Below are 18,827 nucleotides of genomic sequence, written 5' to 3'. Positions count from 1 at the left end.
TTCGGGGAATCGGGCTATTCGAATCATCATGATTTCATCGGCGGCCGCAACGGGACTCACGCTCCCGCGGCCAGCCGAAGCGGTGGTGAGAGCAGCGGGCGCAGTGCGTCGGCTGCAATCTTCGCCGTCGTAGCCGGCAGACCTGGCCGAGTGCCCACGGACAGGCGCAACGGCTGCGCGGCGGGGAGGTCGGCGCGCGGAACGAGCCCTTCCGGCGTCTGTCCGAGCGTGGCGAGCAGTGCTACTCCCACCCCGGTCGCGACTGCCGCATGCACGCCGCCCAGCTGGGGCGCCTCGGCGCGGATCGATGCCGGGAGATCGACCCCGGACAGGGTTTCCAGCGCGCGGCTACGCAGTGCGCAGGGGCTGTCGAAGGCGACGATCGGCACGGGATCCGGCCGCGGCGGGAGCTGCCAGCCCGGAGCGGAGTACCAGGTCAGCTCGAGTTCTCCGACGTGGATCGCACTCGGATCGTCGCTGTTGAGCAGCAATGCCAGATCGATGCGCCGGCTCGCGAGACCGTCACGTAGAGCCAGACCGCGGTCGATTCGGAACCGGCACGAGAACTGCGGGGCCGCACCTTCGAGCGCGGCCGCGAGAGCCGGCAACAGCTGCGCGGCAGCGTGCTCGGTGGACCCGATCGTGAGGGTGCCCGCGGTCTCCGTGCCGAAGCTGCGCAGTGCGTCGTCGTGCAGGTCGAGGATGCGCCGAGCCAGGGAGAGGAGTTCGTCGCCGTCCGGGGTGAACCGCGAGCCGCGGCCGTGCCGCTGCACGAGTTGCCGGCCGACCGCATCCTCCAGTCGGCGCACATGCTGGCTGACCGCACCCTGACTCAAGTGCAGATGTGTCGCTGCCCGCTGGAAGCCGCCGCAATCCGCGATTGCGACGAAGCTCCGTAACGGAGCAATGTCGAGGTTCTTCTGCATGATTCTTACGATTATGCACCCTCTCATTAGGAATCATGATCGTTCTCATCACGAATGCTCGTTGGATAGGTCGTGCCGATTCCCGTAATTTCGATGAGGCGGGAAACAATGGGACGGAGCGGCGTGCGAAGCAGACGGCAGATTCATTTGGGCGCCATCCCCTATGGAACGGGTGGCCCGGGCAGCCACACCCTCTGGCTGGATCCGGACATCCCCGGCGACGCGAGCGTGAACATCGACTGGTTCACCGATATCGCGCGACGTGCGGAGAGCGGCCTGTTCGATCTGGTGTTCATCGTCGACAGCCAGTTCATCACGCCGTATTCGCCGCCGCACTACCTCAACCGCCTGGAGCCGTTGACGCTGCTGAGCGCGCTGGCGGTGCAGACCAGCCGGATCGGCCTGGTCGGCACGGCGACGACGAGCTTCAACAGCCCGTTCAATCTGACGCGAAGGTTCGGATCACTCGACCTCATATCGCGCGGCCGCGCCGGATGGAACGTCGTCACAACCGGCGATGCGGGCACCGCACGCAACTACGGGCTCGACGAGCACTACGACTACGACACGCGATACGGACGAGCGCAGGAGTACGTCGAACTCGCTCGGGCACTGTGGGATTCCTACGAAGACGACGCCTTCGTACGAGACCGGGAGACCGGGCGGTTCCTCGACCGCGCCAAGCAGCACCGGCTGGACCACGACGGCGCCTTCTTCCGGGTCCAGGGTCCGCTCAACCTGGTTCGCTCGCAGCAGGGGCACCCCGTGATCTTCCAGGCGGGCGACTCCGACCAGGGGCGCGACCTCGGGGCGCGCGTCGGCGAGGGCATCTTCACCCACGCCGCCGACATCCCCGCCGGACAGGCGTTCTACAACGACATCAAGACCAGGGCGACACAGCGGTTCGGCCGCGATCCCGACCAGGTGCTGATCCTGCCCGGCGTACAGGTCGTGGTAGGCGATACCGACGCGGAGGCGCGGGAGATCGAGGCCGCGAACCACGCGGCGGACCACACGTTCACCGCGGCGCTCGCGGAGTTCGGCCGGCCCTTCGGTTGGCACGATTTCACGAACTACGATCTCGACGCGCCGTTCCCCGCCGAGGCGCTCGAACACGGTGAACGCTCCTTTTACACCCAGGCCAAGGCGATCACCGAACGAGCCCAGCGCAATGGATGGACCCTGCGGCAGGCGGTGGAGGCCACCCGCGAGCGGCGTAAGAGCGAGTTCGTCGGCTCCCCGGCGACGGTCGCGGACAAGCTCATCGAATGGTGGGAGGCGCGCGCGTGCGACGGCTTCAACATCGCCGTCGACCACCCCGCCAACTTCCACCGGATCATCGACGAGGTGGTGCCGATCCTCCAGGAACGCGGCGTGTTCCGCACCGAGTACACATCGGAGACCCTCCGCGGGCACCTCGGCCTGCCGATTCCGCCGAACCGATACAGCGTGGATATCTGACCAGTCCGGATACCCCGCCGCCGCCCCGAGAAGGAACCAGTCCTCCCCATGTCTCTCAGCGTTCAGCGGACCGACCGTTCCGCCTCCATTACCGTCAGCCGACGGGCGATGCTCCGCCTCGGCCTCGGTGCCGGTGCTCTTTTCGCTCTCGGAGCCTGCAGTGATGCGGGTGCCGGCTCCGTCGGTGGCGGCGGTCCGGGTACGGTCTCGTGGGCCTGGCAGTTGCCGACCACCTGGGATCCCGTGACCTCCTCCGCAGGCTCCGATGTCACGATGCTCGCCCTCGCCTACGACGCCCTGACCGCGCTCGACAGCGACGGCAACGCGGTCGGCTGGCTCGCCGAGCGGTGGGTCTACGACCACGACGGCACCCGCGTCACATTCACACTCCGCCCGGGGCTGAAGTTCTCCGACGGGTCGCCACTGGACGCCGCGGCGGTGGCCAAGTCCATCGAGCGGGGGCGATCCGCGCCCGGCTCGCTCATCGCCCCGCAGATCGCCGACATGAAAACTGTTGTGGCACGTGGCGACCGGGATATCGTCATCGATCTGACCGGCACCAACTATCAGTACCCGCTGCTGCTCGCCGGGAAGACGGGCATGGTGGTGAACCCCGCGGTGTTCGAGAAGGACGCGCAGGCCCTCGCGACCCGGCCCGCCGGGTCGGGGCCGTTCACGCTCACCTCCTACGTCGACAACGACCACGGGGAACTGCGGAAGAACGAGCATTTCCACCTCGCGGATCAGATCGGGATCACGCGGTTCCTGCTCTACCCGGCGGCCGATCCGGCGACCGTCGTCGCATCGGTGGCGTCGGGGCAGTACGACGTGGCGCGGATTCCGGCCTCGGGCATCAAGGCGGCCCAGGCGAGCGGTCTCGAGGTGCAGGTGCTCGACTCGATGTATGTCGCCGTGCTCGACGTCAACACGTCGAAGCCGCCGTTCGACAACCCCGCGGTCGTCGAGGCGATGAAGTACGGCATCGACCGCGAGGCGATCAAGCAGATCGCCAACTTCGGCATCGGCGACGTCGACTACCAGCCGTTCCCCGAGGGATATGTCGGCTACAACGCGGCGCTGGGAGGTGCGTTCGCCTACGACCCCGCCCGGGCGCGGAAGGTCCTCGCGGATGCCGGGCTTTCCGGCGGAGTGCGCTCCACATTGTCGGCGGCGGCCCCGATCCCGGCGGCGGTGGAGCAGATCCAAGCCCAACTCGCGGAGATCGGGATCGAGCTCACCATCGACCCCGTGCCGCGATCCCAGTGGACCCAGATCGTCTACCTCAACCGCGCGAAAGCCCTCGGCTACGACGGTTTCGCCGGCCGGGAGTCGCCGGTGCAGGCGTTCCAGGTCCTGTTCAGCGCCACCGGGCTGATGAACCCGGCGCGATCCAGCGACCCGGAATTGACCGCGCAGCTGGCGAAAGTCGCCGCGACCCCCACCGACGACCCGTCCTACCCCGCGGCTCTGCAGGAGGCGACGCGCCTCGCGGTCACCCGTTTCCCCAACACCTTCCTGTACGAGGTACCGAGCATTCTCGTCCGGCGCAAATCGCTCGCGCCGCTGAAACAGAACCCGAGTCTGATCCGCTGGGAAGGGCTGCCCGCATGACGGAAGCGACTGCGGTACACAGTGCCTCGTCGGCCGCACCGTGGCGCACGTCCATCGGCCTGTCGGCGGCCCCGCTACGCAGCTCGGCGCGCCTGCTCCTCACCTCGGTCACCGTGCTCGTCCTCGCGTCGCTGATCACGTTCGCACTGGGTGCGTTCAGCGACAACAACCCCGCCGCCGTGGTGCTCGGCGAGACAGCGACGCCGGACGATATCGCGCGGCTCGACCACGAGTTCGGACTCGACCGGCCGCTCGTGGTGCAGTACCTCAGCTGGGTCTGGAACGCGCTGCACGGCGACCTCGGGCAGTCGTGGTTCACCACGGTTCCCGTCTCCCAATCGATTCGGCTCGCGTTCCCGGTGGATCTCTCGATCGCGCTCTACGCGCTGCTGCTCGCACTCCTGCTCGGCCTCGGCGCCGGTGTCACTGCCGCCCACCGCCCCGGCGGGGTGGTCGATCGGATCATCACCGTCATCTGCTCGGTGCTGGCCACGATGCCGCCCTTCGTCATCGGCATCGCGCTGATCGTGCTGCTGGCGGTGAAGGCCCGTATCTTCCCGGCCGGCGGCTACTCGCCGTATGCCGTCGACCTGCTGCAATGGCTGCGCTACGCCACGCTGCCCGCACTCGCTCTGGGGCTCGAGGTTGCGGCGAATATCGCGCGCCAACTGCGCACCACCCTGGTGACCGCGCAGGCGGAGAACTACGCCGTCGGCGCCCATATGCGCGGATACAGCCGGGGCCGCGTGCTTTTCGGCCATGTGCTGCGCAACGCCGTCGCACCGACGATCGCCGTCGTCACCAACGCGCTCCCGCTGATCATCGGCGGGGCCGTCATGACCGAGAAACTGTTCAACCTGCCCGGGGTCGCCCAGTTGGCGTTGCAATCCGCCCAGCGGGGGGACGTGCCCGTCGTGCTCGGCACGCTGCTGGTCACCTCCGCTGTCGTCCTGCTCGGCACCCTGGTGCTCGGCGCGCTGCAGATCCTGCTCGACCCGGCCGCACGCCGCGGCACCGCCTTACGGAGCACCGACAACCGACAATCGCGCAGCTGGTCCTCGGTGCGACCGGGTGCGGGTGTCCCGCAGAACACAGGAGTCCGACGATGACGACCCTGCGCAGACTCCGCTCGATCCCCAGTGCACAGGTCTGCCTGATGATCCTGGCCGTGGTGGTATTCCTCGCCGTCTTCGGGGAGGCGCTGGCCCCGTACGACGCGCTCCGCCAATCCCCGCAGATCCTGCAGGGCCCCAGCGCCGGCCACCTGCTGGGCACCGACTACGTAGGCCGCGACGTGCTCAGTCGCCTGATGGCCGGGACGCGGCTGTCGGTCGTCGGCGCGGTGGAGGTGGTCCTCGTCGGGTTGTGCCTGGGCGTGCCCGCCGGCCTCGCCTCGGTGTGGGCGGGACGGGCCGGCGAGTGGTTCGCGCTGCGCATGGCCGAGACGCTGACCGTGCTCCCCTTCACCGTCTTCACGATCGCCGTGGCCGCGACCCTCGGAAACGGCATGAACCAGGCCATGATCGCGGTCGGGATTCTCTCCGCCCCGACCTTCTTCCGTATCAGCCGCGCCGTCGCCCTCGGCCTGCGCACCACCCAGTACGTCGAGTCCGCCGAGCTGATGGGTGCGTCCACCTGGTGGATCCTGCGCACGCATATGTGGAGCAAGGTCCTCCCGAACGTCGCCGTGGCGGCAGCGCAGGCCACCGGCGCGGCACTCCTGGTCATCGCCTCGCTCGCCTTCCTCGGCATCGGCGTCACACCGCCGGCCCCGACCTGGGGCGGCATGCTGGCCTCCGACCTCGGATACCTGGAACTGCAGCCGTGGGCGCCGCTGTTCCCGGGCATACCGATGCTGCTCACCGTCGGCGCCCTCAACATTCTGGCCGACTGCCTCCGCGAGGCGGGCTCCGATACACCCCGAGCACGGCGCGGACTGTTCACGCGACTGCTCGCCCGCAACCCGTCGCGCCCGACCGCGACCGCCGCGGTGAATCCCGCATTCCCCCCTCAGGAGTTGCACCGTGTCACTGCCCGATGAACCGACCACCGGCACCGACCACCCGGTTCTCCGCGTCGCCGGCCTGAACGTCGATATCGCCGACGGCCGACGAGCCCTGCGCGACGTCTCCTTCGAAATCCGGCGGGGTGAAACCGTCGCACTGGTCGGCGAATCGGGGTCCGGCAAAACGCTGACCTGCCGCGCCGTCCTCGGGCTGCTCCCGCCCGCCGTCGCGATCGAGAGCGGCACCGTCACGCTGGGCTCGGACGGGTCCGCGGTCGAACTCACCGGCGCCCGCCCCGCCACCTGGCGGCGGCTGCGCGGTACCCGGCTCGCCGCCGTCTTCCAGGACCCCGGCTCGTACCTGAACCCCTCGCTCACCATCGGCTACCAGGTCGCCGAGCAGTTGCGCGTGCGTGGGGGCCTGGCCCGTCGTGCCGCGCGGGACCGCGGCCGAGAGCTCTTGCGCGAGGTGGGAATCCACGATGCGGAGCGGGTCGATCGGCTGTACCCGTTCCAGCTCTCGGGAGGCATGCTGCAGCGGGTCCTCATCGCCGTCGAGGTATTGCGCAATGCGCGCCACCCGTACACGCAGGCCCTGCTGCGCGTCGCGTCGCTGGGCGACTGGTCGCGGCGCACTCTGGAGACGATCGACGGGCAGCCACCGGCCGCGGGCGAGGAGATCACCGGTTGCCGCTTCGCCGCCCGATGCGCGCACTCCGCGCCCGGCTGCGCCGACGGTGTGATCCCGTTGCGTGAGGTCGGTCCGGGACATCACGCACGGTGCATCCGGGAGCGGGTGGCCGCATGAGTACCGCGACCGCCGCGCCGCTGCTCCGGATCACCGACCTGTCCGTCACCTATGCGGTGCCGCGCCGGGGCGTGGGTCTCGGCACCGGCGCGGCGTTGCGCGACGCGAGCCTGGAGGTGTACCCGGGCGAGATCGTCGGGATAATCGGCGAAACCGGCTCCGGCAAGACCACATTGGCCCGCGCGACCGTCGGACTGACGGCTCCGGCAGCCGGCACCATCGAGTTCGACGGCCAGGACTTGACCACTCTGCGCGGCCGCGACCTGCGCAATTTCCGGCGGCAGGGCCGGATCCAGCTGGTATTCCAGGACCCCCTTCGCTCGCTCGACCCCGACCTCACTGTCGCGCGCCTCGTCGCCGAACCGCTCGAGGTGGCGGGCGGCCTCGACTCCACCGCCCGCCACGAGCGGACCGACCGCGCGCTGCGCGAGGTCGGGCTGGATCCCGAGGCGGTGCGTGACCGCCGCCCGCGCGAGCTGTCGGGAGGGCAGCGGCAGCGGGTGTCCCTCGCGCGGGCCATCGTGACCGAACCCCAGCTGCTCATCTGCGACGAGCCGGTCAGTGCCCTCGACGTCTCCAACCGCAACCTGGTGCTGAACCTGCTCGACCGGTTGCGGCGCGACCTCGGCCTCGCCGTCGTGATCATCGCGCACGACCTCTCCTCGCTCGCCGGTATCGGCGACCGGGTGGCCGTGTTCTACCGGAGCCGGCTGGTCGAGCAGGGCCCCCTGCACGAAGTATTGACGCGACCAGCCCACCCGTACACGGCCCTGCTGGTCGCGTCCGCGCCGAGTGTCGGTGAACAGTCGTCGATCCGGCCCGCCGACGTCCGGATCGACCGCGATGCTGCCGGTTCGGCGGACCCCGACAGATGCGTGTTCGCCGACCGATGCCGGTTCGCGTTCGCCGACTGCGCCACCCAGCCACTGCTGCTCGAGGTGGGTGAGCGCTGGTCCGCCGCTTGCCATATCGCTGCCCGGTGGCCCGACAGGACACCTGATAGCACCCACACCCGGCCGGGCCCCACCGGCTCACTCACGAAGGGCGACCGATGAGCTACGACGATATCGAGATCCTGGGCATGATCGGCACTGCCGACGCCTCCGAGACGCGGGCGGGCGACGGCGCCGTGATCGACCCCGACTACACGATCCGGTTCGCCCGTGCCCACGAGGACGGCGGATTCGACCGAGTGCTGATCGGGTACGGCTCCGGCTGGCCCGAGGGCTCCCAGGTGGCGGCCGCCGTGGCCGCCCACACCGAACGACTCGGACTCCTCGTGGCACACCGGCCGGGGGTCGTGCACCCCACGCTGGCCGCGCGCATGTTCACGACCCTCGACCAGTTCTCCGGTGGCCGCGTGGCCCTCAACATCGTCACCGGAAGCACCGACGCGGAGCAGCGCCGCGAAGGGGACTACCTCCCGCACGACGAGCGGTACGCGCGTACCGACGAATACCTCCAGATCTTGCGCGCCGCATGGGATACCACCGGGCCCCGCGACTTCGCGGGCGACTACTACCGATTCGAGGGTTTCCACCCGCACGTCCATCCCTACCAGGACAGACATCTCGATCTCTTCTTCGGCGGCAGCTCCCCGGCGGCCTACACGGTCGGCGCCCGGCACGCCGACACCTATATGCTCTGGGGCGAGCCACTGCGCGAGACAGCCGAGCAGATCACCACCATCTCCGACCGCGCGGTGGCGGCGGGCCGCGACCGCCGGCCCCGGATCTCGGTGTCGTTCCGGCCGATCCTCGGGGCCACCGACGACGCCGCCTGGGAACGCGCCCACCGCATCCTGGGAACCCTCACCGCCGGTGTCGGCGCGGCACACACACTGCGCGCCAACCAACTCCACCCGCACGGCGTCGCACCGCAGAACGCGGGCTCGCAGCGGTTGCTGGCCGTCGCTGAGAAAGGCGAGCTGCACGACCGATGCCTGTGGACCCCCACCGCGAAGGCGGTGGGCGGTGGCGGCAACTCCACCGCGCTGGTGGGTTCGCCCGAGACCGTGGCGGCCGCTCTCCTCGACTACATCGAGATCGGGGTGGACACCGTTCTGATCCGTGGGTACGACCCGCTGCAAGACGCGATCGACTACGGCCGGGACCTGCTGCCGCTGGTGCGGCAGGAGTTGGCCCACCGTAAGGCGACCCGTCCCGACCGAGCGGCGGTGTAGCGAATGCGACCGTTACACGGTGTGCGCGTCGTGGAATTCGCCCACGTCGCGGCCGGCCCGTTCGCGGGGATGCTGCTCGCCGACCTCGGAGCCGACGTGGTCAAGGTGGAACCGCCCACGGGCGACCAGATGCGCGCGTGGCCACCCTTCGCGGACGACGGTGACGAGCGGTTCAGCCACAACTTCGCCTCGGTCAACCGCAACAAGCGGTCGGTCGTCGCGAACCTGCGCGACCCGGATGACCTGGCTCGGGTCCGCGAGCTGGTCGCCGCCGCCGATGTGCTGGTGGAGAACTACCGGCCGGGGGTTCTGGACCGTCTCGGCGTCGGCTACGACCAGGTACGGCATCCCGGGCTCGTGTACTGCTCGATCTCCGGCTACGGACTGACCAGCCCGTTCGTCGACCACGGGGCCTACGACGTGGTGATCCAGGGGATGTCGGGACTGATGAGCGTCACCGGCGACCCCGACGGCGGGCCGGTGAAGGCAGGGGTCCCGGTGGGTGATTTCACGGCCGGGCTGTACGCCGCCTACAGCATCGCCGCCGTACTCCCCCAGGCCCGCGCCGAGGGCCGGTCCATCCGGCTGGACTGCCCGATGCTCGACTGCCTGATCGGCGTCTCGGCGCTACAGACCAGCGAGTTCTGGGGCTCTGGGGAGGAACCGGCCCGGCTGGGGACCGCACATCCCCGCAACGCGCCGTACCAGGGGTTCACCGCGGCCGACCGTGACTTCACCGTCGCCGCCGGCAACGATCGGCTCTGGGCGGCGGTCGCCGAGGTGGTCGGGGCACCCGAGTTGGTCGACGACCCTCGATTCGTCACCCAGATGGACCGGGTCGCGCACCACGCCGAACTGGCGGCGATCCTGCAGGACCGATTCGTGAGCGAGAAAGCCGGCCATTGGATCACCGAACTACGCGCGCGGGGCGTGCCGGCCGGACCGGTCAACTCGTTCGGCGACATCCTGTCCGGTGAGCACGTGCACAGCACCGGATTGGTCGGTTCGCTCGACGTCCCGGTCGCCGGGCCCACCCCGACCGTCGTCTTCCCGGTGCGGATCGAGGGCCAGGACGCACGTCTCGACCGAGCGGCACCCCGCCTGGGCGGCGACGACGACGTCTTCGACGAGTGGTGCGGCGCGTGACCCTCGCCGTGCATCGCGGCGCCGACTGGAAGATCCGGCTCGATCGCCCGGAGGCGGCCAACGCGCTGTCTCCCGCGCTCGTCGACGCCCTGCACGATCTACTCGACGAGGCCGCGGCAATACGCCCGGAAGCCCTGGTGCTCGAAGGAAATCCACGGCACTTCGCCGCCGGCTTCGATCTGAGCGGGCTGTCCGGCGAATCGGACGCGTCCCTCGCCCATCGATTCCTGCGGATCGGGTTGTTACTCGAACGCCTGGCCACCGCGCCGTACCTGACGGTGGCCGTGGTCGAGGGCAGCGCGGTCGGGGCCGGCGCAGACCTGGTCGCCGCATGCGATCACCGGCTCGCCGGACCGGACGCCCGCTTCGCCTTCCCCGGCGCACGTTTCGGTGTGGTCCTCGGGACCTCCCGCCTGCGCAGCATCACCGATCCCTCGGTGTTCCTGGGCGGCGACACGGTCGCCGCCGCGGCCGCGGGAGGACTGGTGACCGGTGCACCCGGCGACCTCTCCGGAATCCTCGAAACCTGGGCGCGCGTCGATCCGACGGCTCGGCCCGCGCTGCTGGCCGCGGCGCGGCCGGTGCACGACGCCGACGCCGCGCTCGCCGCACTGACCCGATCCGTGACCACGCCCGGCCTGCACGACCGCCTGACCGCATACCGACGGCGCGCCCTATCGCACCGATCCCACAGTGAGGAGCTGGAATGACCCGACCCCCGATCGTCTCGGTGCAGACCGACGTACCCGAGTTGGCGGCGTTCGCCGACACCGTTACGCACCTGATCGGCGATATCACCGACGAGCGCGCGCTGACCGCCGCCATCCGCGACGAGCTCGCCGCCGTACTGGCCGCCGGATTCGACCTGCCGACGGACAAGACGCGACCCGATCCCGACCACTACGTCATGTACCCGCTGCACGTCGCACCGGGCGGGGCCTTCTCCATCGCCAGTGCGGTATGGAATGTCGGCCAGGGGACCCCGGTGCACGGCCATGAAACGTGGGGTGTCGTCGGGATCCACCGCGGTACCGAGATCGAGACCCGGTTCCGGAAGCCGTCGGCCGAGAACACACCCCTCGTCGAAGCGGGCACCTCGGAGTGGACGACCGGTCAGGTGACGGTGTGCTGCACCACCGATGACGACGTGCACCAGGTGCGCTGCGGCGGCGACGAACCGGTGGTCGGAATACATGTGTACGGCGCCGACATCGGGACCTTGCCACGGCGGTCCTACAACCCGGAAACCGGTGCGGTGCACTGGTTCACATCCGCATGGGCGGAAGGAGCGACCGAATGACCACGAGGCAGACACACACAGCCGCCGGCGCCTGGGACGAACCCGAGGGCGCCACGCCACGCGGCACCGTCGTACTGCTCCCCGGGCGCGGTGAGACCGCCGCGTCGTACGCACGTCTCGGCCGTCGGCTCTCCGCCGACGGGTACCGGGTGCGGTACGTGCGGGTGGAGCTCGGGGACGTCGCCGGTGCCCGCGCAGCCGTCGAAGAGCTGTTGGCGGACGAGTCCCTGCCCGCACCCCGGGTCCTGCTCGGCTCGGACAGCGGTGCCGCGCTCGCGGCGCAGCTGGTGCCGGAGCTGCCCGTGGAAGGTGCTGTGCTGGCGGCGATCGCACTCCCGTCCGCGCTACAGGGCTCGGCGACCGCCGCGGTGGGGGCCGATTGGGCGGACGAGGTCGACGCCCGCACCGCGTGCCCGGTGCACCGCGCGGTGATATCGGCGGACGAGGAATTCACCCGCGGCGCGATAGCCTCGCCGGTGTCGTGGGAGACGGGCAGTGTGGGGGCGCAGGACCGGCCGACGCTCGCACTACACGGCACCGACGACCGCGTCACGCCGCTCGCTCCAGCGCTCGAGGTGTACGCGCAGGCGTCGCGCACCGATGTCCGCCTCGTGCAGGGCGGCCGGCACGACGTGCTCAACGATGTCGCACATCGTTCCGTCGCGGCGACGATCGTGCTGTTCCTCGAATCACTGAAACTGGGACCCGATGTTCCGCCGATCGTGACCGGGCCGGCTCGAACCGCCGAGTTGTCGACGGCAGCGGTTTCGCGGTCCGGGTCAGCCGCCTTGTAGCGCGCCGCAGGAGCCGGAGCGGATGACTTCGTGAACTGTGTATGTCGACCGGTGCGGACGTATCGGTGCCATCCCGCTCCGTGCGGCCGACGCCCCGATCACTCCCCCACTTTCCCCTGATCGGTCTGCCGCCAATCGCCCGTACCATCCGGATTGCGGTGGTATTCCCACGCCGTGTAGTCGCCGTCGTTCTCCACCACGCTCAGCCGGTCGGCGTAGCCGTCGAGATCGGTATCGGTCCAGACACTCGTCGAATCGGGGCCGGTGGTGACGAAGGTGTCGAGGATGCCGTCGACGACGAGGTCCTGGGTCGGTGATTCCATTTCCACCGGCCCCATGCCGTCCAGCGACGAGGACGCCTCGAAACCCGGCATACCGATACCGGGGAACTCTCCTGATGTAGGCATGGATTCTCCTGAGCTCCACTGGTGACCGCGGGAATATTCCGGTCCATCTTCCCATCCCCGACGCTACAGCGCAGCCCCGTTCCCGGGCAGGAACGGGGCTGTTGGCGACTATGGGGCACAAACCCGAGGCACTGCCCTCGCGAACAGCGAATCCTACGGCTGGTCAACATAATTCAGGAGCGAAACCGTAGTCTACCGCTCTAGACTTCCCGCCATGATGAAGCATCTGATCACTGGGGCGATGATCGCGGCCTTCACCTTCGGCGCGGCCGGCATCGCGGCGGCCGATACAACCGTTGGCTACTACCCCTCACAAGGGGCATGTGTGGCGAACGGGGTGAACAAATTCGGTGGAGAAGGGCTGGGCAAGACCTGGTTCTGCCGTCAGTCCGGTGACCAGTTCGAACTGTTCACTCGCTGACCGGAACGAACGCCTCCGCCACCCGGGCGGAGGCGGAACCGGCACCGAAGGGCTCGGCGGTGATCGATGAGCACAGCCGCGGTCACATCGTTGAACAGCAGGTTGGTCAGCCGTCGGCCGGTGAGCCGCTCATAGCGTTCGATTGTCTCGTCACGTGACGGCGGCCCCGGTGCGATCGCCGTGGTTGTCCGAGGTCCGGTTCGGATACTCCACCGTCCCTGCCAGATGTATCAGGCGGTCAGACCGGCGCTGACCAGCCAGATGTGTTCGCAGGTCGAGGATGCCTTCTGCAAATTCTCGCGGGACTCCTGCGAGGCGTGATAGAAGGTGCGCTCGATCATCCAGCACAGGGCGTGTGCCATCGCCGACGCTTGTTCCGGTTCGGTGCCCGCCTGAATGCCGGCTCGTTCCAGGACAGCGGCGATGGCTGTGATGAACAAGTCAGCGGTACGGCTCCACAGCGCGCCGATCTCCGGCACGGTCAGGGACAGGTCGATCGCCGCGCGCATGACCAGGCCGTGCTCGTTCCACAGCTCGACCGTGCGCCGCATGGCTGCCGCGATGGCCTGGCGCGGCTCATCGGCCTGCGCGGTGACCCGGGACCGCTCCCACAGGTGCTCAACCGTCCGGGCCACGAGCGCCGTGACCACTTCCTGCTTGGAGCCGAAGTAGAAGTACAGGGCGCCGCGTGTGATACCGGCACCCGCGGCGATGTCGCCGACGGTCATGGCGTCGTAACCCTTCTGCGCCAGCAGAGCTTCGCAGGTGTCCAGAATGGCCCGCTCTCGGACATCGCCCTTGCGTTCGGCGCCGCGTCGGCTTCGCGCAGGCTGGTGGCCGGGCATCAGAGCTGAGCACCCTCGGCGAAGTCGGTTGTACGGGAGAGCGTCTCCCATGCGCGAATATCCTCGTCCACGGCCGTACGTGCGGCGGTGACCAGTCGCAGAGCGTCCGAGCCCAGGACAAGGTGGGCCGGCGGCTGGTCTACCGACGTGATGTGTACGACGGCGTCCCCGGCCTTGGCCGGGTCGCCGAGTTGGTTCCCGCTTGCCTGCTGCCTCGCTGCGCGGATGGGGGTGAACAGCTCGGCGTAGTCGTCGATGGACTGCGCGACGCGTGTCATGGACCGTCCGGCCCAGTCGGTGCGGAAGGAGCCGGGCTCGATCGCCGTCACGTGGATCCCGAACTGCGCGACCTCCTTGCCCAGCGCCTCGAGAATGCCTTCCAGCGCGAACTTGCTGCCGCAGTAGGCGGACATGCCGGGCACGGCCATGAGCCCACCCATGGAGGTGACGGCCATCAGGTGTCCGCGGCGGCGCCGGCGCATGTGGGGCAGTGCTGCCTGCAGGGTGGCCACTGTCCCGAGTACATTGACCTCGAATTGCCGCCGCACCTCGGCCAGCGACGTCTCCTCGAAGGTGCCCTCCAGGCCGTAGCCGGCGTTGGCGATGACGACATCCAGAGCTCCGACGCTCTGCTCTACCTCGGTGATCACATTCGAGACGGCATCGCCGTCCGTCACATCCAGGATGCGGCCGTGAGCGTGCCCGGGTTCGAGCTCTTCGAAGGCCCGCAGGTCCTTTTCCGAGCGGACCGTACCGACGACGGTGTGCCCGGCGGCCAGGGCCGCCCGGGCGAAGGCACGTCCAAGGCCCGTGCTGACGCCGGTGATGAGCCACTTCTGTTCCTGCATTGTTCCTCCAGCCAGGACCCGGAAGGAGCCTGGTCACTCCCTCGCCAATATTCTACACAGCGTCGATTTTTATCATCGCCATGCAGATTATCGTCTCCTTGCGCTCGCCGCAGTGCCGACACCGATCGATGCCGCGCGAGAACGGGTCGAGTTCCGGTACCGGCGCGGCGCGGGCGCCGGTGATCCAGTCGGCGAGGTCGCGGCCGCGATGTTCGGTGACGATGCGGGCGAACCTGCTCACCAGCTCCGCGAGCGCGGTCATGTCCGGGCAGGTCGCCGGCAACTCGGTGCGATGAGCGTGCCGCTGCCCGCCTCAGCCCGCTGGGGCGGGGCCCTGCGGGCCCAGGCGACAACAACACTGATCAAGCCGTACTGAACCCTGGGTACGTCACGGAGTTCGCCGGGCGAGCTCCGGCACCCAGCTTTTCGGAGCCCTCAACGGACCTGCCCCGACCGCGACAGAGTCGAGTCCCGCGCGCAATGCCTCCATATCTACACCGAACGCCGTTTCCGGGACGTCGACCGCGTCAGCGAACAGACTCAGTCCTCCGTCGACGGCCTCGATCTGCCCGGTGACGAAATGGCTCGCCGCGCCGGACCGGCGAACCGCGGCACCGATGTGCGGGCCGTTGTTCGCCGGGCTCCGGTTGCTCAGCAGGCCACGACTGCCTTGGTGTAATCAGTTCCGAATGCGGCAGTCGGTACCGACTCCGCACACCGGCTGCGGACGCTGATCGTGGAACGGTCGATCAAATAGATCGCCGGCTGATCCCGATCGATGATCTGCGACAGTCTCTGTTGCTTCTGCGCCGCATCCGCGCTCTGCGAGTTCACCATCAGCTCGGATGCGACCGCATCGAGTTCTGGATTGCAGTAACCCATGTAGTTCTGCAGGCCGGCGCAGCCCGCCGTCAGCCAGGCCGAGTAGCCGGCGTTCGCGAAGGCAGGAGTCTCGGCCTGTAACCACGCCTGCATCTTGTGCGCAAGGCCGTCCGACTTGAACTGCACCGCGGAAGGCACGTTGACGATTTCCACCTTCAGGCCCACGTCGGCGAGCTGCCGCTGGATGAGGACCGCGAGGTTGGCGGAGTACGGACCGGGCTGAGCGGCCGACACACTCAGGCGGAAGCCGAACCCTTCGGGGACGCCGGCCTTCTCCAACAGCTCACGGGCCTTCACCTTGTCGGTCTCGTAGTTCGATCCTGCCTGCGTCGCGAACGCCTGGGACAAGCCGGACTCGGACGGACGCGCGAAATCGCGGTAGACGGCCTGTGAGATGGCCGTACGGTCGAGAGCGAGTGAAATCGCTGCACGCACCTCTGGCTTGCCGAGCACGGGATCGCTGCCGTTCAATCCCAGCCAGTCTCGCGCGGGCGATTGACATTGGACCAGACCGACCCCGCTGGACGACTTCAGCTGGGCCAGCTGCGAGTAGTCGAGACCGTTGGTCTCGGACACTTGGGCCGACTGGATCAGCTGAATACGGGTCGACGAATCGGAGACCGTCTTCAGTACCACTGAATCGATATTGCCGCGTTCCCCTGCATAGTTGGGGTTCCGCGAGAACGTCAGCTGCTGAGAATCGAAGCCGGTGAGATCCCACGGCCCGAAATTGGCGGTGTGGTCAGTAAGGTACTTCGTTGCCCACGGATCGTCGGCGGTGGCATTCGCCTTCGCAGCGGTGCTGTCGAGAATCAGTGCGGAGTTGCCGGCGAGGACATATGGCGATATGGCACTGGGCTTCGTGAGATTGAAGGTGAGTTCGGTCGGGCTCTTCACCGTTACGGTGTTCACTCTGTCGAACCCTCCGACGTTGAAGAACAGCGTCTGTGCGCCTGTGTCGATTGCCTTGGCGCGATCCATTGTCCATACGACATCGGCCGCAGTGAGGACATTGCCCTGCGCACTTCTCACGCCAGGCTTCAGCGTGATATCGATCCCCATACCGTCGTCTGTCACGTGCCACCTGTCGACGAGGGGCGAGCCGGCCTCGATCCGGGTGGGAACATCGGACATGCACGACGTGGGCGTCGTTCCGTCCGTCGCCAGTTCGAGCAACCGCGAATGCATCACGTCACCGATGGTTTTCGCCGCCTCACTCGAGTAGGACGCGCGGTCCACACCCTGAAAATCCTGAGGGATGGCATAAACGAATGTCGCCGACTCCGGTGCATCGCCGGATCCCGAGGTGGAAGTACCACCACAAGCAGTCGCGAACAGGCCGATCGACATGGCTGACGATACCCACACGAGTGCGCTCCAGCGGCGTCTATTGATCTTCATGCATTCTCCCGAATTTCCAGCTTCGCGCGCTAACGGCGGACGACGCTGGGGCCACTGATACTGATCTGATTCTCTTCGACGACTCCGATCGCACGCTCGGTGATCTCGATCTGCTGCGCACCCGCCTGGGGGGCGCCGTGCGCCGAACAGATCATCGAAACCGGATGCCTTCGGGTGAGGTCCCGGAATCGGGATACTCCCCCGGCCGTGTCGTGGTACTTCATCCCCACAAAGGGCAGCGCAAATCGGAGTATTCCGAATTCCACCGCATCGGAAGGTGTTTCACTCGGCAATAGTCCGCAGACGTCAGGCGAATGCTCATGGTAGTAGCCGAGACCATCGGCGGAGAACAATGCCTTCGCTCCCGTGTCGTACCCCCACATCGTGCCGCTGAGGTCGAACCACACTGGCGCCAGTGTGATGAATTCGCGGTCGCCCAGATCGAGTCGGTGCCCTGCCGCTGATCGCTGCAATCTCGCGGTTTCGATCTCCGGAAAGTACAGGTGGTATTCGCGAGTGTCACCGACCACCGTCGCGTTCGGGTAGGCGCGCATCAACCGCCCCAGATTGCCCGCGTGCGGAATCTCCTGGTGTGTCGGGAACACATAGTCGAGTGTTCGACCGTCGAGGGCCTGCTCGAGCTGTTCATGAAACGAATTCCAGATGGAGAAGTGGCCGGTATCGACGAGGAGAGTCCGCTCCGATCCGATGATCAAATAGCACGAGAGATGCTCGTGCCGGACATCTTTGCCGGCACGTCCCGGCCACGCGCCGCTGTTGGAGCACGCTCCCAGCCAGTGGATTCCCGGTACCACCTCGCGCGGCAACAGGTTGGACACCGGATATGCCGTCATCGTCACAGGTTCTCCTCTGTCCGGGCAATGAGTGAGGTGAGCGCGTCCCGGGTACGGCGAAACATCTCGGCCACTACGTCGGCACCGCTGATCACGCAACCGTGGACCGGCGCGATCCGGTCCACTCGGTACGCTGCCACGACCGCGTCGTAGGCTGCGAGCACCTCGTCGCAGTGCGCTCCTGGAATCCAGTTGAAGCGTTGGGGTATTTCCCTGGCAATTTCAGCAGCAGGCGGCAAAAGTGCGATATCGCTGCAGACCACGGCGGCGTTTTCGTCGTCGGTATGCACCCAACCGAAGAAGTCACTGCTGAAGAGAGTGGCCGACGATTCCTCGTAGGCCCATTGCGTCAGAAACATCTGCTTGACCGGCGCATCGATCCAATGGAAATGCAGATCTTCACCGAACGTCGTCTCCATCCCGTTCAGAGCGGGCACGATTTCGCGACGGCCGAGGAACGAACTATCTTGCATCTCATCGACGTTCGGGTCGCTGATCCACTCGAGAATGCCGCCGCCGCCGCCGAAGAGCAGCGCGGTGTTCTCTGCGTGGGCAAGAACGGTTCCGAGATTCCCGATGCAGTCCGGCTCGTTGCGCGACGGGAAGACCGAGACGCGCAGCTGAGGCGCCAACTGCCGGAGAGCTTGTTCGACCTGTCGACGAGCTGATCGGACTCCGGTGTCGAGGAACACGGCGTCGCGTTCGGTGACCAACACGAAGCAATTCAGCGGCTCCCACGAATCCTGAGAGTCGGCCGTCCAGGTCAGGTTTCGCCGACGTACCGAGATGCCGACCCGGTAGAGAAGTCCCGCACTCAATGCGAATACCGCATCGTCCAGGGATGAGAAAGCCACGTACCGGCCCCTTCTGTCCAAGGGCTGGAGAACCAGCCCATCCGCCGCCGCCTCGTTGACACCCTCGCCGACCACGAATAGG

The 18,827-nt window shown here is 67.8% G+C and carries 20 protein-coding genes; 12 read left to right on the top strand and 8 right to left on the bottom strand.

From position 1 onward, the window contains the following. Positions 1-56 precede the first annotated feature (56 nt). Complete coding sequence (locus OG804_RS03120; protein WP_328393639.1) at positions 57-926, bottom strand: LysR family transcriptional regulator; 870 nt, start codon at positions 924-926, stop codon at positions 57-59. A 123-nt stretch (positions 927-1,049) separates the two neighbouring features. Between OG804_RS03120 and OG804_RS03115 the strand changes: the two genes are divergently transcribed. The 11 genes from OG804_RS03115 (at position 1,050) to OG804_RS03065 (ending at position 12,233) form a co-directional block, all read left to right on the top strand. Beyond that, positions 1,050-2,387, top strand: coding sequence for an LLM class flavin-dependent oxidoreductase (locus OG804_RS03115; protein ID WP_328393637.1), 1,338 nt, complete (start codon positions 1,050-1,052; stop codon positions 2,385-2,387). A gap of 243 nt (positions 2,388-2,630) precedes the next feature. Continuing rightward, positions 2,631-3,998: an ABC transporter substrate-binding protein gene (locus OG804_RS03110; RefSeq protein WP_328393635.1), complete on the top strand. Its 1,368-nt coding sequence runs from the start codon at positions 2,631-2,633 to the stop codon at positions 3,996-3,998. Further along, entirely contained in the window at positions 3,995-5,107 is a 1,113-nt protein-coding gene (locus tag OG804_RS03105; RefSeq protein ID WP_328393633.1) for an ABC transporter permease, read from the top strand. The genes OG804_RS03110 and OG804_RS03105 overlap by 4 nt, the downstream gene beginning before the upstream one ends. Further along, the gene (locus tag OG804_RS03100) at positions 5,104-6,039 is read left to right on the top strand and encodes an ABC transporter permease (RefSeq protein ID WP_328393631.1); all 936 of its coding nucleotides are present in this window, start codon (positions 5,104-5,106) and stop codon (positions 6,037-6,039) included. The genes OG804_RS03105 and OG804_RS03100 overlap by 4 nt, the downstream gene beginning before the upstream one ends. Continuing rightward, positions 6,023-6,811 carry an oligopeptide/dipeptide ABC transporter ATP-binding protein gene (locus tag OG804_RS03095; RefSeq protein WP_328393629.1) on the top strand — a complete coding sequence of 263 codons (789 nt, stop codon included), beginning with the start codon at positions 6,023-6,025 and terminating at the stop codon, positions 6,809-6,811. Before OG804_RS03100 ends, OG804_RS03095 begins: the two co-directional genes overlap by 17 nt. Then, the gene (locus OG804_RS03090) at positions 6,808-7,866 is read left to right on the top strand and encodes an ABC transporter ATP-binding protein (protein ID WP_328393627.1); all 1,059 of its coding nucleotides are present in this window, start codon (positions 6,808-6,810) and stop codon (positions 7,864-7,866) included. Before OG804_RS03095 ends, OG804_RS03090 begins: the two co-directional genes overlap by 4 nt. Further along, positions 7,863-8,993 (top strand): LLM class flavin-dependent oxidoreductase, encoded by a 1,131-nt coding sequence (locus OG804_RS03085; RefSeq protein WP_328393625.1) that lies wholly within the window; start codon positions 7,863-7,865, stop codon positions 8,991-8,993. Before OG804_RS03090 ends, OG804_RS03085 begins: the two co-directional genes overlap by 4 nt. 3 nt (positions 8,994-8,996) lie before the next feature. Further along, a complete protein-coding gene (locus tag OG804_RS03080) occupies positions 8,997-10,139 on the top strand; it encodes a CaiB/BaiF CoA transferase family protein (protein ID WP_328393623.1) in 1,143 nt (380 codons plus the stop codon). Then, positions 10,136-10,849: an enoyl-CoA hydratase/isomerase family protein gene (locus OG804_RS03075; RefSeq protein WP_328393621.1), complete on the top strand. Its 714-nt coding sequence runs from the start codon at positions 10,136-10,138 to the stop codon at positions 10,847-10,849. Before OG804_RS03080 ends, OG804_RS03075 begins: the two co-directional genes overlap by 4 nt. Further along, positions 10,846-11,439, top strand: coding sequence for a hypothetical protein (locus OG804_RS03070; protein WP_328393619.1), 594 nt, complete (start codon positions 10,846-10,848; stop codon positions 11,437-11,439). The genes OG804_RS03075 and OG804_RS03070 overlap by 4 nt, the downstream gene beginning before the upstream one ends. Then, positions 11,436-12,233 (top strand): lysophospholipase, encoded by a 798-nt coding sequence (locus OG804_RS03065; protein WP_328393617.1) that lies wholly within the window; start codon positions 11,436-11,438, stop codon positions 12,231-12,233. The genes OG804_RS03070 and OG804_RS03065 overlap by 4 nt, the downstream gene beginning before the upstream one ends. 98 nt (positions 12,234-12,331) lie before the next feature. Here OG804_RS03065 and OG804_RS03060 read toward each other — a convergent pair whose 3' ends face one another. Beyond that, entirely contained in the window at positions 12,332-12,640 is a 309-nt protein-coding gene (locus tag OG804_RS03060) for a DUF6802 family protein (RefSeq protein ID WP_328393615.1), read from the bottom strand. A 214-nt stretch (positions 12,641-12,854) separates the two neighbouring features. Here OG804_RS03060 and OG804_RS03055 point away from each other — a divergent pair, with 214 nt between their 5' ends. Next, complete coding sequence (locus OG804_RS03055) at positions 12,855-13,061, top strand: hypothetical protein (RefSeq protein WP_328393613.1); 207 nt, start codon at positions 12,855-12,857, stop codon at positions 13,059-13,061. A gap of 230 nt (positions 13,062-13,291) precedes the next feature. Here the strand turns inward: OG804_RS03055 and OG804_RS03050 are convergent, their stop codons facing one another. From OG804_RS03050 to OG804_RS03025, 6 genes are all read right to left on the bottom strand, one after another. Further along, on the bottom strand, positions 13,292-13,906 hold the full coding sequence (locus tag OG804_RS03050; protein ID WP_328393611.1) for a TetR/AcrR family transcriptional regulator: 615 nt from the start codon (positions 13,904-13,906) through the stop codon (positions 13,292-13,294). Further along, complete coding sequence (locus tag OG804_RS03045) at positions 13,906-14,754, bottom strand: oxidoreductase (RefSeq protein ID WP_328393609.1); 849 nt, start codon at positions 14,752-14,754, stop codon at positions 13,906-13,908. The genes OG804_RS03050 and OG804_RS03045 overlap by 1 nt, the downstream gene beginning before the upstream one ends. A gap of 52 nt (positions 14,755-14,806) precedes the next feature. Continuing rightward, entirely contained in the window at positions 14,807-15,016 is a 210-nt protein-coding gene (locus OG804_RS03040) for a hypothetical protein (RefSeq protein WP_328393607.1), read from the bottom strand. A gap of 389 nt (positions 15,017-15,405) precedes the next feature. Then, positions 15,406-17,037: an ABC transporter substrate-binding protein gene (locus OG804_RS03035; protein WP_328393605.1), complete on the bottom strand. Its 1,632-nt coding sequence runs from the start codon at positions 17,035-17,037 to the stop codon at positions 15,406-15,408. 29 nt (positions 17,038-17,066) lie between these two features. Beyond that, positions 17,067-17,891 (bottom strand): MBL fold metallo-hydrolase, encoded by an 825-nt coding sequence (locus tag OG804_RS03030; protein WP_328398211.1) that lies wholly within the window; start codon positions 17,889-17,891, stop codon positions 17,067-17,069. Between the two features lie 2 nt (positions 17,892-17,893). Next, the gene (locus OG804_RS03025; RefSeq protein ID WP_328393603.1) at positions 17,894-18,745 is read right to left on the bottom strand and encodes a hypothetical protein; all 852 of its coding nucleotides are present in this window, start codon (positions 18,743-18,745) and stop codon (positions 17,894-17,896) included. Positions 18,746-18,827 lie beyond the last annotated feature (82 nt).

This window comes from Nocardia sp. NBC_00416 (assembly GCF_036032445.1).
Classification (GTDB): Bacteria; Actinomycetota; Actinomycetes; order Mycobacteriales; family Mycobacteriaceae; genus Nocardia.
Note: the sequence above shows the minus strand (reverse complement) of the source record. Positions and strands in the feature narration are given on the sequence as shown.